General features: G+C 65.0%; 18 protein-coding genes and 1 pseudogene. 7 read left to right on the plus strand and 12 right to left on the minus strand.

The window, feature by feature from the left end:
* Window positions 1-15: 15 nt before the first annotated feature.
* The 4 genes from cyoD to cyoA form a co-directional block, all read right to left on the minus strand.
* Window positions 16-465: a cytochrome o ubiquinol oxidase subunit IV gene (cyoD, locus tag MFF62_RS10100; protein ID WP_238262720.1), complete on the minus strand. Its 450-nt coding sequence runs from the start codon at window positions 463-465 to the stop codon at window positions 16-18.
* On the minus strand, window positions 462-1,118 hold the full coding sequence (cyoC, locus tag MFF62_RS10105; RefSeq protein ID WP_238262722.1) for a cytochrome o ubiquinol oxidase subunit III: 657 nt from the start codon (window positions 1,116-1,118) through the stop codon (window positions 462-464). The genes cyoD and cyoC overlap by 4 nt, the downstream gene beginning before the upstream one ends.
* Window positions 1,111-3,114: a cytochrome o ubiquinol oxidase subunit I gene (gene cyoB, locus MFF62_RS10110; RefSeq protein WP_238262723.1), complete on the minus strand. Its 2,004-nt coding sequence runs from the start codon at window positions 3,112-3,114 to the stop codon at window positions 1,111-1,113. The genes cyoC and cyoB overlap by 8 nt, the downstream gene beginning before the upstream one ends.
* Window positions 3,115-3,230: 116 nt before the next feature.
* The gene (gene cyoA / locus MFF62_RS10115) at window positions 3,231-4,289 is read right to left on the minus strand and encodes a ubiquinol oxidase subunit II (RefSeq protein ID WP_238262725.1); all 1,059 of its coding nucleotides are present in this window, start codon (window positions 4,287-4,289) and stop codon (window positions 3,231-3,233) included.
* Between the two features lie 147 nt (window positions 4,290-4,436).
* Here cyoA and MFF62_RS10120 point away from each other — a divergent pair, with 147 nt between their 5' ends.
* Window positions 4,437-5,759 (plus strand): MFS transporter, encoded by a 1,323-nt coding sequence (locus MFF62_RS10120; RefSeq protein WP_238262727.1) that lies wholly within the window; start codon window positions 4,437-4,439, stop codon window positions 5,757-5,759.
* Between the two features lie 222 nt (window positions 5,760-5,981).
* Window positions 5,982-6,629: a carbonic anhydrase gene (locus tag MFF62_RS10125; protein ID WP_238262729.1), complete on the plus strand. Its 648-nt coding sequence runs from the start codon at window positions 5,982-5,984 to the stop codon at window positions 6,627-6,629.
* 21 nt (window positions 6,630-6,650) lie between these two features.
* Here the strand turns inward: MFF62_RS10125 and MFF62_RS10130 are convergent, their stop codons facing one another.
* Window positions 6,651-8,084 carry an HDOD domain-containing protein gene (locus MFF62_RS10130; RefSeq protein WP_238262731.1) on the minus strand — a complete coding sequence of 478 codons (1,434 nt, stop codon included), beginning with the start codon at window positions 8,082-8,084 and terminating at the stop codon, window positions 6,651-6,653.
* The gene (locus MFF62_RS10135; RefSeq protein WP_238262732.1) at window positions 8,084-9,853 is read right to left on the minus strand and encodes a putative bifunctional diguanylate cyclase/phosphodiesterase; all 1,770 of its coding nucleotides are present in this window, start codon (window positions 9,851-9,853) and stop codon (window positions 8,084-8,086) included. Before MFF62_RS10135 ends, MFF62_RS10130 begins: the two co-directional genes overlap by 1 nt.
* A 470-nt stretch (window positions 9,854-10,323) precedes the next feature.
* On the opposite strand from MFF62_RS10135, the pseudogene ilvA reads away from it, so the two are divergent.
* A pseudogene (gene ilvA, locus MFF62_RS10140) lies at window positions 10,324-11,397 on the plus strand (threonine ammonia-lyase, biosynthetic); the annotation flags it as partial.
* Between the two features lie 44 nt (window positions 11,398-11,441).
* Here ilvA and MFF62_RS10145 read toward each other — a convergent pair.
* Window positions 11,442-12,920 carry an MFS transporter gene (locus tag MFF62_RS10145; protein WP_238262734.1) on the minus strand — a complete coding sequence of 493 codons (1,479 nt, stop codon included), beginning with the start codon at window positions 12,918-12,920 and terminating at the stop codon, window positions 11,442-11,444.
* A 260-nt stretch (window positions 12,921-13,180) separates the two neighbouring features.
* On the opposite strand from MFF62_RS10145, the gene MFF62_RS10150 reads away from it, so the two are divergent.
* Window positions 13,181-13,939, plus strand: a complete 759-nt coding sequence (locus MFF62_RS10150) for an SDR family oxidoreductase (RefSeq protein ID WP_238262736.1) — start codon at window positions 13,181-13,183, stop codon at window positions 13,937-13,939.
* Window positions 13,940-13,963: 24 nt separating this feature from the next.
* On the opposite strand, the gene MFF62_RS10155 is transcribed toward MFF62_RS10150, so the two are convergent.
* Together MFF62_RS10155 and MFF62_RS10160 are read right to left on the minus strand one after the other, a co-directional pair.
* Complete coding sequence (locus MFF62_RS10155; RefSeq protein WP_238263089.1) at window positions 13,964-14,449, minus strand: ankyrin repeat domain-containing protein; 486 nt, start codon at window positions 14,447-14,449, stop codon at window positions 13,964-13,966.
* Window positions 14,450-14,567: 118 nt separating this feature from the next.
* Entirely contained in the window at window positions 14,568-16,016 is a 1,449-nt protein-coding gene (locus tag MFF62_RS10160; protein WP_238262738.1) for a catalase, read from the minus strand.
* Window positions 16,017-16,381: 365 nt separating this feature from the next.
* On the opposite strand from MFF62_RS10160, the gene MFF62_RS10165 reads away from it, so the two are divergent.
* Window positions 16,382-16,549 carry a hypothetical protein gene (locus tag MFF62_RS10165; protein ID WP_238262740.1) on the plus strand — a complete coding sequence of 56 codons (168 nt, stop codon included), beginning with the start codon at window positions 16,382-16,384 and terminating at the stop codon, window positions 16,547-16,549.
* Here MFF62_RS10165 and MFF62_RS10170 read toward each other — a convergent pair.
* Entirely contained in the window at window positions 16,519-17,691 is a 1,173-nt protein-coding gene (locus tag MFF62_RS10170) for a GGDEF domain-containing protein (protein WP_238262742.1), read from the minus strand. The genes MFF62_RS10165 and MFF62_RS10170 overlap by 31 nt on opposite strands.
* A 204-nt stretch (window positions 17,692-17,895) precedes the next feature.
* On the opposite strand from MFF62_RS10170, the gene MFF62_RS10175 reads away from it, so the two are divergent.
* Both MFF62_RS10175 and MFF62_RS10180 read left to right on the plus strand, forming a co-directional pair.
* On the plus strand, window positions 17,896-18,207 hold the full coding sequence (locus tag MFF62_RS10175; protein ID WP_238262744.1) for a hypothetical protein: 312 nt from the start codon (window positions 17,896-17,898) through the stop codon (window positions 18,205-18,207).
* A gap of 97 nt (window positions 18,208-18,304) precedes the next feature.
* Window positions 18,305-18,970, plus strand: coding sequence for an alpha/beta hydrolase (locus tag MFF62_RS10180; protein ID WP_238262746.1), 666 nt, complete (start codon window positions 18,305-18,307; stop codon window positions 18,968-18,970).
* Between the two features lie 36 nt (window positions 18,971-19,006).
* Here MFF62_RS10180 and MFF62_RS10185 read toward each other — a convergent pair whose 3' ends face one another.
* Together MFF62_RS10185 and MFF62_RS10190 are read right to left on the minus strand one after the other, a co-directional pair.
* The gene (locus MFF62_RS10185; RefSeq protein ID WP_404990720.1) at window positions 19,007-19,894 is read right to left on the minus strand and encodes a MipA/OmpV family protein; all 888 of its coding nucleotides are present in this window, start codon (window positions 19,892-19,894) and stop codon (window positions 19,007-19,009) included.
* A gap of 257 nt (window positions 19,895-20,151) precedes the next feature.
* Window positions 20,152-20,613: an ion channel gene (locus tag MFF62_RS10190; protein ID WP_238262748.1), complete on the minus strand. Its 462-nt coding sequence runs from the start codon at window positions 20,611-20,613 to the stop codon at window positions 20,152-20,154.
* Between the last annotated feature and the right edge of the window lie 52 nt (window positions 20,614-20,665).

Raw genomic sequence — 20,665 nt, forward strand, 5'->3', positions numbered from 1 at the left:
CGGGCCGGCGGGGCGTTACTGCTTCGCCGGCTCGGTCTTGGGCGGCACGATCTTGCCGCTCACGTCGGAGCTGGTACGGTCCGTCTTGTGTTGCATCGACGGCATCATGTTGCTGTTGAGGTGGTACATCACCCAGAGCGATCCGGTCAGGGTGATGACGACAAGCGTGAGTGTGAACATCAGCGACAGCATGTTCCAGCCGCCCTCCGACTTCGCGTTCATATGCAAGAAGAAGATCATATGGACGACGATCTGCACCGCGCCGATCAGCAGGATCACGATCGCCGTGGTCGACGACTTCTCGATCACTCCCCCCATCACGAGCCAGAACGGAATCGCCGTCAGGAACACTGACAGCACGAAGCCGGTCAGGTAGCCGCCCAGCGTGGCGTGCGGGCCGATGTCCTCGTCATGATGGCCATGATCGTGGCCGTGCCCGTTCAGTGCATGGTCTTGTGCGCTCATGGCAGCGTTCCCATCAGGTAGACGAACGTAAAGACGCCGATCCAGACCACGTCCAGAAAGTGCCAGAACATCGACAGGCACATCAGCCGACGCTTGTTGGCGGTGATCAGGCCATGCCGGCCCACCTGCACCATCAGCACGATCAGCCAAATCATGCCGAACGTGACGTGCAGCCCGTGCGTGCCGACCAGCGAGAAGAACGATGTCAGGAACGCACTGCGCGTGGGGCCTGCCCCTTCGTGGATCAGGTGCGCGAACTCGTAGAGTTCCACCGCCAGGAATGCCGCGCCGAACACGCCCGTGATGGCGAGCCAGATCTGCGTGCCCGCCACGCGGTTTTGCTGGAGCTGCAGCATCGCAAAGCCATATGTGATCGACGACAGCAGCAGGAACGATGTGTTCAGCGCCACCAAGGGCAGCTCGAACAGCTCGGCGCCGGTGGGACCGCCCGCGTACTCGCGGCCGAGCACGCCATAGGCGGCGAACAGGCACGCGAATATCAGGCAGTCGCTCATCAGGTAGAGCCAGAACCCGAGCAGCGTGCCGTTCTGCGGGTGGTGCTCTTCGGTCAGGTAGAACTGGTAGCCGCCCGGCGGCACAACGTCCGCCTCGGTGGTACCTGCTGCATGGAGGGGAAGGGTCGTATCAGCCATGGCCTGCCATCAGTTGGGTGCGTGCCGCCTCGGTCCGGACCACGACGTCGGTCGGGATGTAGTAGTCGCGCTTGTAGTTGAAGGTATGGATGATCGCCGTGATGATCGTGGCCGCGAACGACACCACCACGAGCCACCAGATGTGCCAGATCAGCGCAAAGCCCATCAGCGTGCACAGCCCTGCCAGGATGATGCCCGCGGCGGTGTTCTTCGGCATGTGGATCGGGATGAAGCCTTCGAGCGGGCGCTTGTAGCCATGCTGCTTCATCTGCCACCAGGCATCGGTGTCATGCACCATCGGCGTGAAGGCGAAGTTGTATTGCGGCGGCGGTGACGACGTCGACCATTCGAGCGTGCGGCCGTCCCAGGGGTCGCCGGTGGTGTCGCGCAGTTCTTCGCGCCGCAGGAAGCTGACCACGAGCTGGATGATGAAGCAGGCAATGCCGCACGCGATCAGGAACGCGCCGAACGCGGCGATCTGGAACCATATCTGCAGCGACGGATCATCGAAATGGTTCACGCGCCGCGTCACTCCCAGCATGCCCAGCCAGTACAGCGGCATGAACGCGAAGTAGAAGCCGCTGAGCCAGAACCAGAACGACGCCTTGCCCCACGACGCCACCAGCCGGTACCCGAACGCCTTGGGGAACCAGTAGTAGATGCCGGCCATCAGGCCGAACAGCACGCCGCCGATGATCACGTTGTGGAAGTGGGCGATCAGGAACAGGCTGTTGTGCAGCACGAAGTCCGCTGGCGGCACCGCCAGCAGCACGCCGGTCATGCCCCCGATCACGAAGGTGACCATGAAGCCGACGGTCCACATCATGGGCGCCTCGAACTTGATCTTGCCGTGGTACATCGTGAAAAGCCAGTTGAAGATCTTGGCGCCTGTGGGGATCGAGATGATCATCGTCGTGATCCCGAAGAACGAGTTCACGCTGGCCCCCGAACCCATCGTGAAGAAGTGGTGCAGCCACACCAGGTACGACAGCACGGTGATCACCACGGTGGCGTACACCATCGACGCATAGCCGAACAGGCGCTTGCGGCAGAACGTGGCCGTGACTTCGGAGAACACGCCAAAGACGGGCAGCACCAGGATGTACACCTCGGGGTGGCCCCAGATCCAGATCAGGTTCACGTACAGCATGGCGCTGCCGCCCTGGTCGGCCGTGAAGAAGTTGGTGCCGACGTAGCGGTCCAGCGAGAGCAGCGCCAGCGCGGCGGTCAGCACCGGGAACGCGGCGATGATCAGCACGTTGGTGCACAGCGACGTCCAGGTGAAGATGGGCATGCGCATCAGCGTCATGCCGGGCGCGCGCATCTTGACGATGGTCACCAGCAGGTTGATGCCTGATAACAATGTCCCGACCCCCGCCACCTGTAACGCCCATATGTAGTAGTCGACGCCCGCGTCCGGACTGTGCAGGATGCCTGACAGTGGCGGATACGCGAGCCAGCCCGTGCGCGCGAATTCGCCCACGAACAGCGACATCATTACCAGGATGGCGCCGCCAGTGGTCATCCAGAAGCTGAAGTTGTTCAGGAACGGAAACGCCACGTCGCGCGCGCCGATTTGCAGCGGCACCACGAAGTTCATCAGGCCCGTCACCAGCGGCATGGCGACGAAGAAGATCATGATCACGCCGTGCGCGGTGAAGATCTGGTCGTAGTGATGGGGTGGCAGGTAGCCCAGGTTGTCGCCAAAGGCCACCGCCTGCTGGATCCGCATCATGACAGCGTCGGCAAAGCCGCGCAGCAGCATCACGATGCCCAGCACCACGTACATGATGCCGATCTTCTTGTGGTCGATGCTGGTGAACCACTCGCGCCACAGGTAGCCCCAGACGCGGAAGTAGGTCAGCAACGCCACCAGCGCGATGCCGCCCAGCGCAACCGCGGCGAAGGTGCCGATCAGGATCGGCTCGTGGAACGGAATGGCCTCCCAGGACAGGCGGCCAAAAATCATGTTGGCGAGTTCGGAGCGCTCGGGCATGGTTGTCACCTGGGCCGGTATCGGCCCGTCAGGGCCGATGTTTTATCGTGAAGATTGGTATCTGGCAGTCGACCTGCTGGACCTGTTCGACGTCTCAAGCGAAGCGGGGCCGCGCGTCAGCGCAGCAGCCGGTTGCCGTCACTACTGGCCATGGCATCTGGCGCGAACGCCGGCGCGGCGGCCGGGGTGTTGCTCGCGGTGCAGATCTCCGACGACGGATCGAATCTGAGGCGACTGGGATTCCGGTTCTGGGCCATCGTATCGGCCATGCAGGCGCCGCCGTCCACGCAGCGGTTCAGAATCAGGTTGTAGAGGTCCGGCGCCACGCTGGCGTAGCGCTGCACCGGCTCGCGCTCGCTGGGCTTGGCCAGTTTCAGGTAGGCATCTTTCGACAACTGCGTGCTGGACGACTTGGCCTGCGCGACCCAGCGGTCGAAGTCCTCATTGCTCATGCCGTGGAACTTGAAGGTCATGTGCGAGAAGCCCGCGCCGCTGTAGTTGGCGGACAGGCCCTCGTAGACCCCGGCCTTGTTGATCACCGCGTGCAGCTTGGTTTCCATGCCCGGCATCGCGTAGACCATGCCGGCCAGCGACGGCACGAAGAACGTGTTCATGACCGACGTGGCCGTGATCTTGAACGCGATAGGGCGGTCCACCGGGGCGGCCAGTTCGTTGACCGTGGCAATGCCCTGGTCCGGATAGAGGAACAGCCACTTCCAGTCCATCGCCACCACCTCGACGTTCAGTGGCTTGACGTCAGGCGGCACCGGACGCCGGTCGTCGATTCGGGTGAGCGGGCGGTAGGGATCGAGCTGGTGGGTGCTGACCCACGTCACCGCGCCCAGCGCGATGATGATCAGCAGCGGGGCGGCCCAGATGGCCAGTTCCAGCACCGTGGAATGGTCCCACTCCGGGTTGTAGGGGGCATCGCCCTTTTCGCGGTAGCGCCACGCAAAGAGCAGCGTCAGGCAGATCACCGGCACGATGATCAGCAGCATCAGGCAGGTGGCAATGATGATCAGGTCGCGCTGCCTGACAGCCATGTCGCCCTGGGGCGATAACAGGACCGCGTTGCTACATCCCGCGAGCGCCAAGGCGATGGCGATTGCGGCACTTCTCGCAAGTAGTTTTCCCGTCACACTAAACGTCGGCACTGCAGCTTCAGAGCGTGGCATGGTCTTGGAAGTGGCGTTTGATTAACGTCGATGTTCGACTGACGTCGCAATCTTTCGATTTCCAATGGCAGTTTAGGCGCTATTCTTGTTACTGCGGGACTTTAAGTGCAGTACGACATTCCTTCCGCACTTGATGGAGACTCTCAGATGGCCAGTCTGTCTCACCAGCATCGCGCGTCGCCGACTGCACCTCCGGCGCCGGGCCACCACGAAGTGGCACCTGCCGAAATCGCCACAGGCGTGGTGATCGGGCGGGCCTCGGAGTACTTCGACTTCTTCGTCTACGGCATCGCATCGGTGCTAGTCTTTCCGACGGTCTACTTTCCATTTGCCGGCGAGCTGGCGGGGCTGCTCTACAGCTTCGCGATCTTCTCGTTCGCATTCATCGGACGCCCGTTCGGCACGGCGCTGTTCATGCGCGTGCAGCGCCGATGGGGGCGTGGCACCAAGCTCACCGCATCGCTGTTCCTGCTCGGCACCGCCACGGTGGGTATCGCGTTCCTGCCCTCGTATGCGTCGATCGGCAGCGCGGCCATCTACCTGCTGTCGCTGTTCCGATTCCTGCAGGGCATTGCATTCGGCGGCTCGTGGGACGGCCTGCCGTCGCTGCTGGCGCTGAACGCGCCGGAGAACAAGCGCGGCTGGTACGCGATGGTGGGCCAGCTTGGCGCGCCCACCGGGTTCATCGTGGCCGGTGCGTTGTTCCTGTTCCTGAACGTGAGCCTGACGCCGGCCGAGTTCATCGACTGGGGCTGGCGCTATCCGTTCTTCGTGGCGTTCGCCATCAACGTGGTGGCGCTGTTCGCGCGCCTGCGGCTGGTGGTGACCAACGAATACACGCGACTACTCGAGGAAGACGAACTGGAGCCCATCAGCACGCTGCAGATGGTGAACGCGCAGGGCTTCAACATCTTCCTGGGCGCCTTTGCCTCGCTGGCCAGCTACGCGCTGTTCCACCTGGTCACGGTGTTCCCGCTGTCATGGGTGAGCCTGCACAAGACGCAGGAGATCAGCGACGTGCTGGCGATCCAGATCGTCGGTGCGGCCATCGCGTTCATCGGCACGCTGATTTCGGGCTGGCTGGCCGACCGCATCGGCCGGCGCACCACGCTGGCGACCATGGCCGTGCTGATCGGCATCTTCAGCCTGGCGGCGCCATGGCTGCTGGATGGCGGCGCGACGGGGCAGGACATCTTTATCCTGGTGGGATTCGGGCTGCTGGGTCTGTCGTACGGACAAGCCGCCGGGGCGGTCACGTCCAACTTCGACAGCAAGTTCCGCTACACGGGCGCCGCGTTGACCACCGACTTCGGCTGGCTGTTCGGCGCCGCTTTCGCGCCGCTGGTGGCGCTGGGGCTGTCGTCACTGTTCGGACTTGGCGCGGTGAGTCTTTACCTGCTGTCCGGCGTGGTCGGCACGCTGATCGCGCTGCGAATTAATCGCGCACTGGGGACGCCGGACGACGCTTGAAGTGGTATCAATCTCCACCGCCTTGGTTTGCTCCCCTCTCCCGCACGGCGGGAGAGGGGCTGGGGGTGAGGGCGCGGCGGTTCAAACTGCTGCTTCGGCATCTTGATGCGCTGACCCTCTCCCCCAACCCCTCTCCCACTTCGCGGGAGAGGGGAGTCATAATCCCTCCCTTGACCCGGCGTGCGTATCGGCGCGCCATGGCTCAAACGAGGGGATTACCAAGTGAAAGACCTGATTCAAGGCATTCTCAAATTCCAGCGCGAGGAGTTTCCCAGGCTCTCGTCGCTGTTCCAGGAACTCGCCACGCAGCAGAGTCCCAGCACGCTGTTCATCGCCTGCTCGGACAGCCGGGTGGAGCCCGCGCTGCTGACGCAGAGCGAGCCGGGCAAGCTGTTCGTGATTCGCAATGCCGGCAACATCGTGCCCGCGCACGCAGTGCAGCCCGGAGGTGTGTCGGCCAGCGTCGAATATGCGGTGGCCGGCCTGAAGGTGCGCGATATCGTGATCTGTGGACACTCGAATTGCGGGGCCATGACGGCGGTGGCGATGTGCCAGTGCCTGGACCATATGCCGTCGGTGGCCGAATGGCTGGAACATGCCGCCAGCGCCCGCAAGATCAGCCTGGCGCGTCCGCATGCCTCGGATCGCGAGCGCGTGGAGGACATGGTGCGCCAGAACGTGATCGAGCAGCTGGCGCACCTGCGCACGCATCCGTGCGTGGCCCAGGCGTTGGCCGAGGGCCGAGTGGCGCTGCATGGCTGGTACTACGACATCGGCACCGGTGCCATCGATGCGCTGGACGGCAAGACCGGACGCTTCGTGCCGCTGGCCGAGTTTCCGGAAGTCAACGCCACGGTGATGACGGCCTGACGCGGCAGGCCGGCAGACGATTTATCGGCTTGCCGGCGCCGCGCGCATGACGCCCGCAGCAATCTCGCTGGTCAGGGCGTCGATGGCTTCCAGCTCGGTTTCGCCAATGGCAAGTGGCATGCGCGCCGTGCCCCAGTCGCCATAGATCATCGCGATGCAGCGATTGCGGATCTTCACGGGCGCCAGCAGTACCGTGCGCGCGTCGGGAATCGCATCGCGATACCAGCGCGGCATGCGGTGCGCCACTTCCGCGTCGAACGAATCCTCGATCAACAGCGGCCGGGATGACAGGCCGGCGAAGTGGAACACGTCGGGCACGAAGCCTTCCTCGAACGACAACGCCGGCAGCGCTTCGCGCATGCCGTCGCCAAAGCCCAGACGCGCGTGAAAGCGCCGCGTGCTCGGGTTCAGCATCATCAGGAAGCAGCGCGAGAAATCGAGCGCGCGCATGCTGGTTTCCAGCACCATCGGCGCCAGCTGCGACACCGTCAGCCCGGCGCCTTCGCGCTGCACCTCGGCCAGGCCCTGCTGCAGCCGCTCCAGCACGTTCACGGGCTGGGGGCCATGCGGGGCCGCGCCATCGGTGGGAATGGCCGCTTCCGACTGGGTGATCGATGAATTCAGGGCCTCGGCCTGCCGCACCGCCACGCTGACGTCACCGGGATTGAGCCCCAGCATCTTGGCGTGCGTGTTCAGCAGCGCTTCCACCGACGCCTCGGTGCCCTCGCGGACCATCGTGACAGCGGCTTCGGCCGATACATGGGCAATGGCCGACAGCCAGTCAGAATGCGTCTCCAGCACGGTGTCGTTGGACAGCGTGCGCGGTTTCATCGCGTGGGCGATCAGGCCCGGCAGGCGCCATTTGCGCGCCGCCGCTTCGGCGATGTCTTCCAGCGACACCCCGAGCACTTCCATGGCAGCCTCGTTCTCCGTCATCGGATGCACGGCGCACATGGCCTCCACGCGCTCCCATTCCTCGGGGAAGTAGAATACCAGCAGCAGGCGGCTCATGTGGTGCATCAGCGTGCAGACCACCGCCTCCTCGCCCTCGTTGATGCCCCGGGCCTGGGTCAGCGCGCGTGTGACCTCGCCTGCCACCAACGCACGCTGCAGCGCCTTGGCGGCCTGCGGACGCTTGGGCGCCACGCCGTGGAAGTAGTCCAGCAGCTGGATGCCCAGCGTGAGATGGCTGATGGCCTCCACGCCCAGCACCAGGATGGCGCGCGACACCGTGGTCACCTCGCCGCCGAACGACCGGTACATGGCCGAGTTGGCCAGCCGGATCACCTTCTGCGACAGGCTGAAGTCGGACAGCACGCTCGTGGCCATCTCGCCGACGGTCAGGTCGGCGTTGAGCGTCTGGAAGATATTGTCGACGCAGTACTGCAGCGTGGGAAAGTCCCCCTGCTGCGCCATGCGCGCCCACAGCGTCTCGAAGAACTCTGTCTTGGACATCAGGGCGCCACCCGTTGTGCGAATACTTCGCCCTCGCCCATCACGAGCCGGCCTTCCAGCACCGCGTTCTCGAAATCAGACGGGTTCAGGGCGCGCGCGTAGCGCCATCCCTGCACCAGATCGCAGCCCTGCGCGGCCAGCAGCGTGCCCTGGGCGTCGGTCTCGACGCCTTCGGCGATGGCCACCAGACCCAGTTCGCGCGCCAGCGACAGCACGGCGGACACGATGGTGCGCGCGTGCGGGGAGTCGATCATGTCGGCCACGAAGCTGCGGTCCACCTTGAGCGCGGACAGCGGAAAGCGCCGCAGGTAGGACAGGCTCGAATAGCCGGTGCCAAAGTCGTCCACGGCAAAGCGGATGCCCAGCGCGCGCAGCGACAGCAGCAGGCGTTCGGCTGCCTGCGGATCGGTCATCAGTGCGCTTTCGGTAATTTCCAGCACCAGGCGGTCGGCGCCGATGCCGGCGTCCTGGATCGCGTTGCGCACGCTGTCGTAGAAGTTCGGATGCAGGAACTGCACGGCCGACACGTTCACCGACATGTGGCCCACATGGATGCCCAGCGCATCCCACGCGGCCAGTTGCGCGCAGGCGCAGCGCAGCGCCCACGCGCCCAGATGCTTGATGAGGCCGTTCTTTTCCGCCACGGGGATGAACACGTCGGGGCGGATATCCTGGCCAGCGTGCTCCCAGCGCATCAGCGCTTCCACCGCGCAGATCTTGCCCGAACCCGGCCAGACTATGGGCTGATAGTGCAGCAGGAATTCGCCGCTCTGCACCGCTTCGAACATGCTCTGCTCGATCCGGAACTGCTCGTCCAGCCGCCGGTCGAGTTCGGGCGTATAGACGCAGTAGCGGTTCTTGCCCAGCGCCTTGGCCTCGTACATGGCCAGGTCCGCGCGGCGCAGCCATTGCGATTCGCTCTGCGACGCCTCGGCGGAGAACGCCAGGCCGATGCTGGTGGTGATGCGCACGTGGCAGCCGCCCAGCAGGAACGGCTGGCGGCACACGTGGATCACGCGTTCGAGAATACGCACCGCCTCGGCCTCGGATTCCAGACCGTCGAGCATCAGCACGAACTCGTCGCCGCCCAGCCGTGCCACGCTGTGGTGGGTGCGCACGGTGTCCTGCAGCCGCGCGCCCACTTCCTTGAGCAGCGCGTCGCCAAATTCATGACCCAGCGAATCGTTGATGTTCTTGAACCCGTCCAGGTCCATCAGGGCCAGTGCAAACGGCTGGCCGCCGGCCGGGCCGCACATGTATTCCTCGATCCGCTTGCGGATGAAGGCGCGGTTGCCCACGCCCGTCAGCGGATCCAGGAAGGCACGCTCGGTGAGCTGGCGCTGGGATTCCATCCATTCTGTGACGTCGTGGCCGAAGAGCAGCAGGCTGGCGGCACCGCTGGCCGCGCGGTAGTGGCTGACGCGCAGGTCGATCCAGTTCGAGCCGTTGCCGCCCGCCACGCGCACGCGCTCGCGGCGCGCGGCATGATCCTGCGCGCAGCCCTGCAGCATGCGCGCCACGCGTTCGCGCGAATCCAGCGCGATGACGTCGAGTACGGAGGTGTGAAGCAGATAGTCGAGCGGATAGACCAGCAGGTCGGCCGTGGTTTCGGTGGCTTCGAGAATGCGGCCCTGGACGTCAACCCGCATGGCCAGCGCGCCGGAAGCTTCCAGCAACGCCCAGGCTTCGCCCCCGGCAGGGGTGGCACCAACCGGCCGGCGGTCGGCGGGCTCGGGTGCCAGGGCTACATCGTATGCAAGCGCGGTCATGTATCTGTTATGCCCGAAGTCCCGTGGACGCAGGACAGATATCGGATGGTTTTCTTGGAAACTGAAGCGCCGGACCCCACGGACGAAACCAGTCCGGGGACGAATCCGGTCCCGGAACATGACCTCTGGCTTCGATGGAGCCGGACGTGACGATAGCGGCGATTCTAATACGACCTTGCGTGCGCCTGAACACCGCATGGGCAAACGGATTGCGGGAATCGGCGCGGCCGCAACAGGCGGCCCCGGTGGCCCCGGGTGGCGCATCGGCGGGATTGACACAATGTGGCGATATCCGTGACACTCGCTGCCATGACCTGTTTCGGCCTGCAAATTATCGCGATTATTCGCACCATTCCTCGAATGGTGGGTTAGCGCGCGTCCGGAACAGACATCGACAACCCGCCCAACGAGGCGGGTTTTTTGTGGCCGCCTCCTGGGAAATCCCCCCGACTTCAAGACAGGAGCGCCCCATGCAGTCCGTCACCGCCCAGTTCACCGCTACTGCCGCTTCGGCGGCGTCCGCCGCCGTTCTGCATGCAGATGCCGATAGGATCGACGCAGATGACTACCTGAGGCGCATTTTGACGGCACGCGTGTATGACGTTGCGCGCGAAACGCCGCTGGACCGGGCGCCCGCCTTGTCGGCACGGCTGGGCCACCAGGTCTGGCTCAAGCGCGAAGACCATCAGCCCGTGTTCTCGTTCAAGGTGCGCGGCGCCTACAACAAGATGGTCAACCTGCCGGCCGATGCGCTGGCGCGCGGCGTGATCACCGCTTCGGCCGGCAACCATGCCCAGGGCGTGGCGCTATCGGCGGCCCGGCTTGGCGTGCGCGCCGTGATCGTGGTGCCGCAGACCGCGCCGCAGGTGAAGGTGGATGCGGTGCGCGCCCATGGCGGCGCCATGGTGGAGGTGGTGCTGGCCGGCGAATCGTATTCAGACGCCTACGACCACGCGATGGCGCTGCAGCGCGAGCAGGCGCTGACTTTCATCCCCGCGTTCGACGATCCCGACGTGATCGCCGGGCAGGGCACCGTCGGCATGGAAATCCTGCGCCAGCACCGGGGCGCGCTGGACGCGGTGTTCGTGCCGATCGGCGGCGGCAGCCTGGCGGCCGGCGTGGCGTCCTATATCAAGGCAGTGCGGCCGGAGGTGCGGGTGATCGGGGTGCAGACCGAGGATTCGTGCGCGATGGCGCGATCGATCGCGGCGGGAGAGCGCGTGACGCTGGCATCGGTGGGTCTGTTCTCCGACGGCACGGCGGTCAAGCGGGTGGGCGAGGAGACTTTCCGGCTATGCCGCCACCTGCTGGACGACGTGCTGACCGTGGATACCGATGCGCTGTGCGCGGCCATCAAGGACATCTTCCAGGACACGCGCAGCCTGGTGGAGCCGGCTGGCGCGCTGGCCGTGGCCGGGCTGAAGCAGTACGCGGGCAGCCTGCCGAACGGGGCGTCGCGCACGCTGGTGGCGATTGCGTCGGGGGCGAACATGAATTTTGACCGCCTGCGTATCGTGGCCGAGCGGGCCGAGGCGGTGGAGGCGGCGGCGCGCTGAGGGCGCGCCGCCGGAGAGGACTTGCCAGGGCGTCAGGCTTTTGCCGGCCCGAAGTCCTCGGCGTCGACGTCGTAGTTGGCCGGCTCCCAACGGATGGCCAGCAGCGCCAGCAGGCCAGCTAGCGGTGCCAGGGCGATGACCCAGAACACCTTGGTGGACAGCGCGGCGGCCAGCACCGGGAACAGGAACAGCGATGCCGTGGAGCTGGCGCGCATCAGCGTCTGGTTGAAGCCCACGCCCACGCCACGCAGCGAGGTGGGGTAGCTCAGCGACGCGTACGTCATGGTGTGCGCGCCGGGGCCAAAGCCCTGGCCCAGCAGGAACACGGCCAGGAGCGCGATGGCGGTGACTACTTGGGCGGCACCGTCGGGCTTGCCGACCAGCGCCAGGCCGATCAGCGCGACCAGCTGGAACGAATAGCCGGTCACGGTCAGCTTCCAGGCGCCGGTCTTGGGCACCAGATGCACGCCGATCAGGCCGCCGACGAAGGCGAACAGCAGGTTCAGCGCCAGCGACACCAGAATCGTGGTCAGCATGGTCTGGGCCAGGAAGCTGGCGATGATCACGGGCAGGCCGAACGCCACTGCGTTGTACGCGAACGACGAGGCAATCGACATGATCGTGGCCAGCGTGGTGCGGCGGGCGTAGACGCCCTTGAGCAGCAGGCCGTAGTTACGCCACGAAGCCGGACGCTTGGGCGCTTCCACCACCGCGTCGGGGGCCACCACCGCATCGATGCCGTACGACTTGCGCAGGATCTTGGCGGCGCCTTCCAGGTCGCCCTGGTTGGCGGCCCATACCGGCGATTCGCTCATGTAGCGGCTGCGCACGGCAATGATGATCAGGGCCGGCACCGCGCCAAAGCCCAGGATGATGCGCCACAGCAGGCCACTGTGCGATGCGGGCAGGATCGAATAGCAGGCCAGCACCAGCAGGTACGACACGCAGATCGCCGCATACCAGGTGGGGCACCACATCGCCACCCGTGCGGCCTTGTTGCCATGCCCCTTTAGCTTGGAGAATTCGGCCAGGAAGGCCATGGCGACAGGCAGGTCGATGCCGACCCCGAGGCCCATGACAAAGCGGGCGCCGGCCAGCACGTATTCATTCGGTGCGAACGCGCAGGCGATGGCGGCGATCACGAAGCAGAGCATGTCGGCCATGAACACGCGGTAGCGGCCGATGCGGTCGGTGAAATAGCCACCCAGGAAGGCGCCGACAATCGCACCGAACGTGATGGCCGAGGCCACCATGCCGGTACCGGCCGGCGTCAGGCCGAATTCCTTGGTAACGTCCTTGAGGCCGAAGGCCAGGGCGCCAAGGTCGTAGGCGTCCAGGAAAATGCCGCCCAGCGCAATCGCCACCACGATGCGGGCGTTGCTGACGGCGGCGCCGCCTTCGTTGACAAGCCGCGCCACATCGGCGGCGGAACGGATGACGGCCTTGGACGGCGTGGCCGTCTGGGCGGCAGCCTGTGCACCGGCGGGCGACAGGGCGAGATCGACTGACATTTGTAGTTTTCGAGGGCGCTGTAGAAAGGAAGGCGAGCGCCTCCCAGCACTCGCCCAGTCAACGGCGGATCGTACGACAACCACCGGTCCAGGCCAAATGCATTGTTGTTATATCTTTAGAACTGCACCCACCGGCAGGGTGAAGGACGCGTTGCGGCGCCACGGAATTCCTTGAGCACGGCTATACCGCTGCCGCTCCGCATGTTGTACGATGACTGCCATATCAGCAGTTGCTTAACACACGAACGGAGACATCGAGCATGACAAAGCAGGCAAAGGTTGCATTGGTCACGGGCGCCGCGCGCGGCATCGGCAAGGCGGTGGCGCAGGCCATGCTGGCCGACGGCTACCAGGTAGTGCTGGCGGGACGCACCGCCGAAACGCTCGAAGCCCTGGCGGCCCAGGCCAACGCGGCCGGGCAGACGGCGCTGGCCGTGCAGTGCGATGTCAGCAACCCAGCCTCGGTGGACGCGATGTACGCCCAGGTGCGCGACCGCTTCGGGCGCCTCGATGTGCTGTTCAACAACGCCGGTATCAACGCGCCGGCGATCTGTATCGACGAATTGTCGTTCGAGCAGTGGAAGGCCGTGGTCGACACCAACCTGACGGGTGCCTTTCTGTGCGCACGCGGCGCATTCGCGCTGATGAAGTCGCAAGACCCGCGCGGCGGCCGGATCATCAACAATGGTTCGATCTCGGCCCACGCGCCGCGCCCGAACACCGTGCCGTACACCGCCACCAAGCACGCCATCACCGGGCTGACCAAGAGCCTGTCGCTCGACGGCCGTCCCTATGACATCGCCTGCGGCCAGATCGACATCGGCAACGCCGGCACCGACATGGCCAACCGCATGGCGCGCGGCGTGCCGCAGGCCAACGGCGAAATCCGCCCGGAACCGCTGATGGACGTGAACCACATCGCGACTTCGGTGCTGCACATGGCCAACCTGCCGCTGGAAACCAACGTCCAGTTCATGACCGTGATGGCCACGAAGATGCCGTTCGTCGGACGCGGCTGAAACTGGGGTCGGATCGGGCTCGGCTCATTGATGGCCGGGCCGTCCGGCCATGAACGCGGCCGCATCGGCGGCTGTCATGCCGCGCTCGTCGCGCGCCTCGGGGTCGGCGCCGTGTGTCTTCAGTAGTTCGACGATCTCGGCACGCTGGAACATCGCCGCCACCATCAGTGCCGTGCGGCCATCGGGCGACGCGCCTTCGACGTCCGCGCCGTGTTCCAGCAAGATTTCGATGATTTCCTTGTAGCCCTTGTAGGCGGCGCCGGCAATCGGCGTCTGTCCCATCGCGTTGCGCGTGTCGGGCGACGCGCCCTTTTGCAGCAGCATGCGCAGGGTATCGGCGTGGCCGTGGTACGCGACCAGCATCACCAGTGTGTCGCCTTTTTCATTGCGCAGGTTCGCCGGCATGCCGCGTTCGATCAGCACCGCCAGCGCAGCTTCGTCGCCATTGCGTGCCAGATCGAAGACCTGGCCGAGCGCCGCGATCATGCGGGCTTCCTCGTCGGCGGTCATGGTGGAGGCTTGAGACTGGTCCATCGGCTGTACTCGCTTCGAATTTCGTGTGGAGGGCGGGGTGCCTGCCCCCGATCCCTCTCCGGCGCGCCGCGCGGGAGAGGGATGATGCAGGCAATTACCTGGCGTTCTCGATCGCCTCGATCGCCGCCGCCACGCCCGCGCCGTAGGCCGGATCGGCCTTGGTGCAGTGCTCGATGTGCTTCGCCTGGATATGGCGGGACACACCCTTGATGGCGCGCGCCGTGTTGTCAAACAGCGCCTGCTTTTGCGCCGGCGACATCAGGCGGAACAGCGCGCCCGGTTGCGAGAAGTAGTCGCTGTCCTCGCGATGGTTCCAGTGGTCTGCCGTGCCTTCCAGCGTCAGCGGCGGTTCACGGAAGTCCGGCTGCTCGGTCCACTCGCCCTTGGTGTTCGGTTCGTAGGCGATAGTACCGCCCGAATTGGTGTCGGTGCGTCCGCGGCCATCGCGGTGGTAGCTGTTCACATACTTCGCGGCCTTGGGTGCGTTGACCGGAATCAGGTGATGGTTGACGCCCAGGCGATAGCGCTCGGCATCGCCATACGAGAACAGGCGGCCCTGCAGCATCTTGTCCGGCGAGAAACCCACGCCCGGCACGATGGTCGACGGTGCGAATGCCGACTGTTCCACCTCGGCGAAATGGTTCTCGGGATTGCGGTTCAGTTCCATCACGCCCACTTCGATCAGCGGATAGTCCTTCTTCGGCCAGACCTTGGTCAGGTCGAACGGGTTGTAGCGGTAACCGCCGGCCTCGGCCTCGGGCATGATCTGCACGAACAGCTTCCAGCGCGGGAATTCGCCGCGCTCGATCGCCTCATACAGGTCGCGCTGATGGTATTCGCGGTCCTGGCCGGTAGCCTGGGCGGCTTCGGCGTCGGTCAGGTTCTGGATGCCCTGCTGGGTCACGAAGTGGAACTTCACCCAGTAGCGCTGCATGTCCTTGCTGATGAAGCTGTACGTGTGGCTGCCGAAGCCATGCATGTTGCGCCAGCTGCGCGGAATGCCGCGGTCGCTCATGACGATAGTGACCTGGTGCAGTGCCTCGGGCAGGCCGGTCCAGAAGTCCCAGTTGTTCTCGGCGCTGCGCATGCCGGTGCGCGGGTCGCGCTTTACGGCATGGTTCAGGTCGGGGAATTTCAGCGGATCACGCAGGAAGAAGACTGGCGTGTTGTTGCCCACCAGGTCCCAGTTGCCTTCCTCCGTATAGAACTTGATGGCGAAGCCGCGAATATCACGCTCGGCATCGGCCGCGCCGCGCTCGCCGGCCACCGACGAGAAACGCATGAACAGTTCGGTCTTCTTGCCAATTTCCGAGAACAGGTTGGCGCGGGTGTACTTGGTGATGTCGTGCGTGACGGTGAACGTGCCATAGGCGCCCGAACCCTTGGCGTGCATGCGGCGTTCAGGAATGACTTCGCGGTCGAAGTGGGCAAGCTTTTCCAGGAACCAGACATCCTGGAGCAGCGCGGGGCCGCGCGGGCCGGCTGTCTGAATATTGTTGTTATCGACGACGGGCGCGCCGAAAGCGGTCGTGAGCTTTTTCATACAGACTCCTTGATGCTTGTGGCATGGCCCTGCTGGGCCATGTCCGGACGTTTGTGGGTCAGACGGGGCAGGCTGCCACCGATGGCGCGATGCATCGGTGAAAGACGGTTGCACTATCGCAGATGGACTGCGACAAGTCATATCGTATTGATCAATGGCCGCAATAGGCCATCAGACTTTCTGGTTAGTGAATTAAATGGTTTAGACGATGGTCAACTGACGGTGGCCACTTGCCCGCGCAGAATCTCGTAAATGTTCGATGTCATTGACGGCAAATTGACGCCGCGATTATCGATCTTTGCAACGTTTCGATAATGGACCTCATAAGCTGAAGACATTCAAACCGTCATGTCTGCGTCATGTGGATGGCATTCAGGATTGGCATTGCCGTGGTCGCGCTGGTCGCATTACTGGCGCTGTTTATCTGCCAGTACCGGTTGTCTGACCGGCTGTCACGCCGGGAAGCCGCGCTCGGGCGGCCGGAGGGGGAGGGCGGCGGAACTCAGTCGTCGGACGTGGCGAACTGGAACTGACCCTTGCCCTGGGCCTTGGCGCGATACAGCGCGCGGTCGGCCAGGTGCAGGATGTCGTCGGCGGTCAGCCCTTCGGGGCGCACGTGGGCGATGCCGATGCTGACGCCCAGCAGCGCCTGGTGGCCGGTGGACAGTACATAGGGCGCGCTGACTTCGCGCAGCAGGTCGTGCGCCAGGTTCTGGACGCTCTGGGTACTTTCATTGCGCAGCACGATCACGAATTCGTCGCCGCCAATGCGGTAGACCAGGCCGCGGCCAGGCACCGCGCCGCGCAGGCGCTCGCCCACGCGCACCAGCAACTCGTCGCCGCTGCCATGGCCGTATGAGTCGTTGACGGGCTTGAAGCCGTCCAGGTCCATATACAGCAGGGTCAGGAACCGGCCCGTGGCCATGCGCTGGGCACTGGCCTCGCGGATTTCGGCCAGCAGGCTCGACCGGTTCAGCAGCCCGGTCAGCGAATCGTGGCGTGCCCGGTGCGCGTTCTCTCTTTCGGAACGCATCGTGGCCACCACCATGGCATTCATGCGGAACGACGCACTGGTCATGCTGATGACATACACCGGCAGTTGCAGCAGCGTGAGCAGGAACAGCGGTTCGTGGGCCATCAGCGCGCCGGCGCAGATCGGGCCCAGGCTCAGCAGGATCATCAGCGCCGTCATGCGCGGCGCGCCATAGTTGCGGAAACAGATGCCGCCGCACATGGCCGCGCCCGACAGGCAGGCCATGGCGGCACTGAGCCAGTCGCCGCTGACCACGCTCAGGTATGAACCCAGGCCAACCCCGGCGGCCCAGGCCAGGGTCAGCAGCATGTGCCAGTCGGTGGGCGTCGGGCGGCCTGCGCGGGCGGCCCGACGCGCGACGAGCAGCACGGCCACGCGCGATATGCAGACCAGGATTTCCAGCCCCAGCCAGACCATGAACTCCGGCCGGCGCATATGGAGCGTGATGATGATGGCCACCATCAGCGTGTTGAGAATGCCGCCAAAAAAGATCGACAGCGTGCCGAACAGGCTGCCCACCAGTGCCTCGCGGATTTCGGTTGGCACGTCCCGGCCGGGCTCCGCGAGCCAGCGCATATAGCGCCAGCGCGGGGCGCTGTAGAGCTGGCCCGACAGGAACATGGGGGAGTAGCGTTGGGTCATCGCTCGTGATTTTGCCAGAGCCAGGTTACGCCGCGTGCACTACAAAGGGGGGTGTTGGGCGCCGGGCACGGCGCGGACCCGCCATGACGCACTGCGGCAAAAGCGGCGCGAGCGCTCCACAGGCACTGGAGCGGGGCAGGTTTTCCGTGCCTTTTCAGACGGCCCTTATATCCTTACAGGGAAAACAACCCGCAGGAGACAACGATGCAAGCGAGGTTTGCGCGCGGCATTGCGCAAACGCCACTGACGGTGGCGGCCCGGGAATATCCGCTGGCGGAGGAGGCCGCCATGCCCGAGGTCGGCGACCTGGTGAGCGTCTACAGCCAGGATCTGGAGACCGAGTTCAGCATCCGGCTGAACGCCGTGGCGGGGCCGGATCTCTGGTATGGCGTGATCTATGCCATCAACCGCGGCGCCGAAATGCTGGTGGTTGCCGAGGGGCTGGAGCTTGACGACGTGGTGAGCGTCCGGCGACAGGAGATTGCGTCGGTCATCAAGGCGGACCATCCGCATTGATGCCGGAGCCCGGTGGGGCAGACGTTGGCGCCCCGGTCCGGCGGAGGGTATGCTGCGCATGCCCTCTTTCAGCCGATCACCGGTTTTCACGATTTTCATGTCTTCGTCATTCACCACCTCCGCCCCCACCCGTCTTTTCATTGCCGGCCCCGCCGGACAGCTCGAAGTCCTGGCGGACGCCCCGGCCACCGCGCCGCGCGGCATCGCCGTCGTGGCCCATCCGCACCCGAGCCAGGGCGGCAACGCCGAACACAAGATTCCGCAACTGTTGGCGCGTGTACTGCAGGCGCATGGCGTCCTGACGCTGCGGCCCAACTACCGTGGCGTGGGCCAGAGCGAAGGCCAGTATGACGATGGCAACGGCGAGACTGACGATGTGCTGGCCGTCATTCGCCACCTGCGGGGCGAGCATCCGGATTTGCCGCTGGCGCTGGCCGGCTTCTCGTTCGGCGGGTTTGTCCAGGCACGGGCGGCCGCGCGGCTGGCCGCCGACGGCGAAGCCATCGCCCACGTGATCCTGACCGGCATGCCGGCCGGCGTGCTCTCCGAGACGCTGTCTTATGACACCCCGCCCGTGCCGGCCCATACGCTGATCGTGCATGGCGAGGCCGACGAGCGCGTGCCGCTGATCAATGTCTTTACATGGGCGCGGCCCCAGGAGCTGCCGGTGGTGGTGCTACCCGGTGCGGGGCATTTCTTCACCGGCAAGCTGCCGGGGCTGAAACAGGTGGTGGAAGGGTACCTGCGCCGGCCGCAGGACTGATGTCCGGGCCGGCGCGGTCAAGCCTGGCGGTGGCGGTCAGAACTGGTAATTGATCGAAATATCGCCGGTCCAGCTCGTCGATTTCGACACAACCGGGCTGTTGCGCGCATCGCCGACCAGGGCGGACACGCCAACGTCGGCCGTACTGAACCAGTGCTTGTTGAAGAACCACATGGCCGAGACGCCGCCGCCGTACGACTTGATACCGCCGCTGGCGCGGTGCTGCGGCAGGCCCGAGCGCGCCGACTGCTCGGCGCTGACGCCGTACCAGCGGCTCATGTAGGCCGAATCGGCAAAGGTCATGGTGGGGCCGGCGAACCAGAAGAACTTCTCGTTGCTGCCCGGCAGCGGCATGTAGGCGCCGATATCGCCAATCACGCCGTTGGCGCCGCCGAACTGGCGCCGCACGTTGGCGCGGATCACCAGCGGGAATTCCTTCGACACCACGTACTCGGCAAACGCCTTCGTCTCCAGCGCCATGCCGATGTTGCCCAGGCCGCCCAGGTGGTCGTGGTCGTGCTTTTCGCGGCGGCCGAAGTCATAGGTCAGCGCCACGCCAGCCCGGAAGTTGTTGGTATGGATGATGTTCCAGCCCAGGCCCTCGCCCGTGGACATGAACGCCAGGTCGCGGTAGCGGACGTCGATCACAGGGCCCGCCAGCATGAAATAGTTCGTGGTGCCCTCGTAATACGGCCGGACGCTGGTGGCCAGGCCAACGCGGACTTCCCACTTCTCGGGCTCGCCTTCGAACAGCTTTTCCAGCGGCACCCCCACGGAATACTGCCACTCGGACAGCGGCGCGGGCGTCTGGGCGTGGGCGCGCGTGGCGCCCAGCAGGGTCAGCGCGGCCAGCAGCGCCATGGCCAGCCATCTCGGGAAACGGGTGAGGATGTGCCACGACGGGCTATCCGGGATGGTCGACACTTTTTGGCTCTCCGGTCTTCTTGTTACCCCATTGGCCGGGGCGGAATCGACGTTTAACGGAACAAGGGGCCGTCTGGATGACGGCAACTTATCTTTTCACCGAAGCCCGCCGCCGGCAACTTCCCTGAATCTCACAACCGTGTAGGAAGGACGCCGATTTCGGCGTCAGCCGACGACGCCTACCATGCAAAAAAGCGGTGCGGCGTCACGTGCTGGCAGGTGGTTGCCCGGCGATCGGTCTCCTGGTCGTTGGTCTCCTAGTCGTTGATCTCCATCTCGTCGCCGCGCCAGTCGCGCCGCATGATCAGGAATGTGAACGATGTCGACCAACCGATCAGGATCAGGCCCACCAGCGGCTGCACCGACGCCAGCAGCCGCAGCGGCCCCACGGGAAAGATATCGCCGATGCTCTGCGTGGTGAAGGTTTCGAGCGAGAAATAGATATAGGCTATGGCGCCGTGCTCGCGCATGCCGGTCAGCTTGCCGATGGACAGCACGTCGTTGCCGACCCAGTAGCCGGCGCTGAACACGATGGCCTCGAGGCAGTGCGTCAGGATGATCAGGACGATGACGGTGCCGATGTTGAGCTTGCCGCTGAGCCGTTTCGGGTGGAATTCCGAAATCAGGCGCAGCGCCTCGTAATGGATGCCGACACACAGCAGGGTCAGCGCAGCGGTGAGCCCGACGGCAATCAGGTAGTTGAGCGGGGTTTCGTCCATCGGCGGGTAAGGCGCGAGGTAAGAAGACCAGACTATACGGCGCCTCGCGCGG

The sequence above is a fragment of the Cupriavidus pauculus genome (assembly GCF_022179805.1).
In the GTDB taxonomy this organism is placed as follows: Bacteria; Pseudomonadota; Gammaproteobacteria; order Burkholderiales; family Burkholderiaceae; genus Cupriavidus; species Cupriavidus pauculus_E.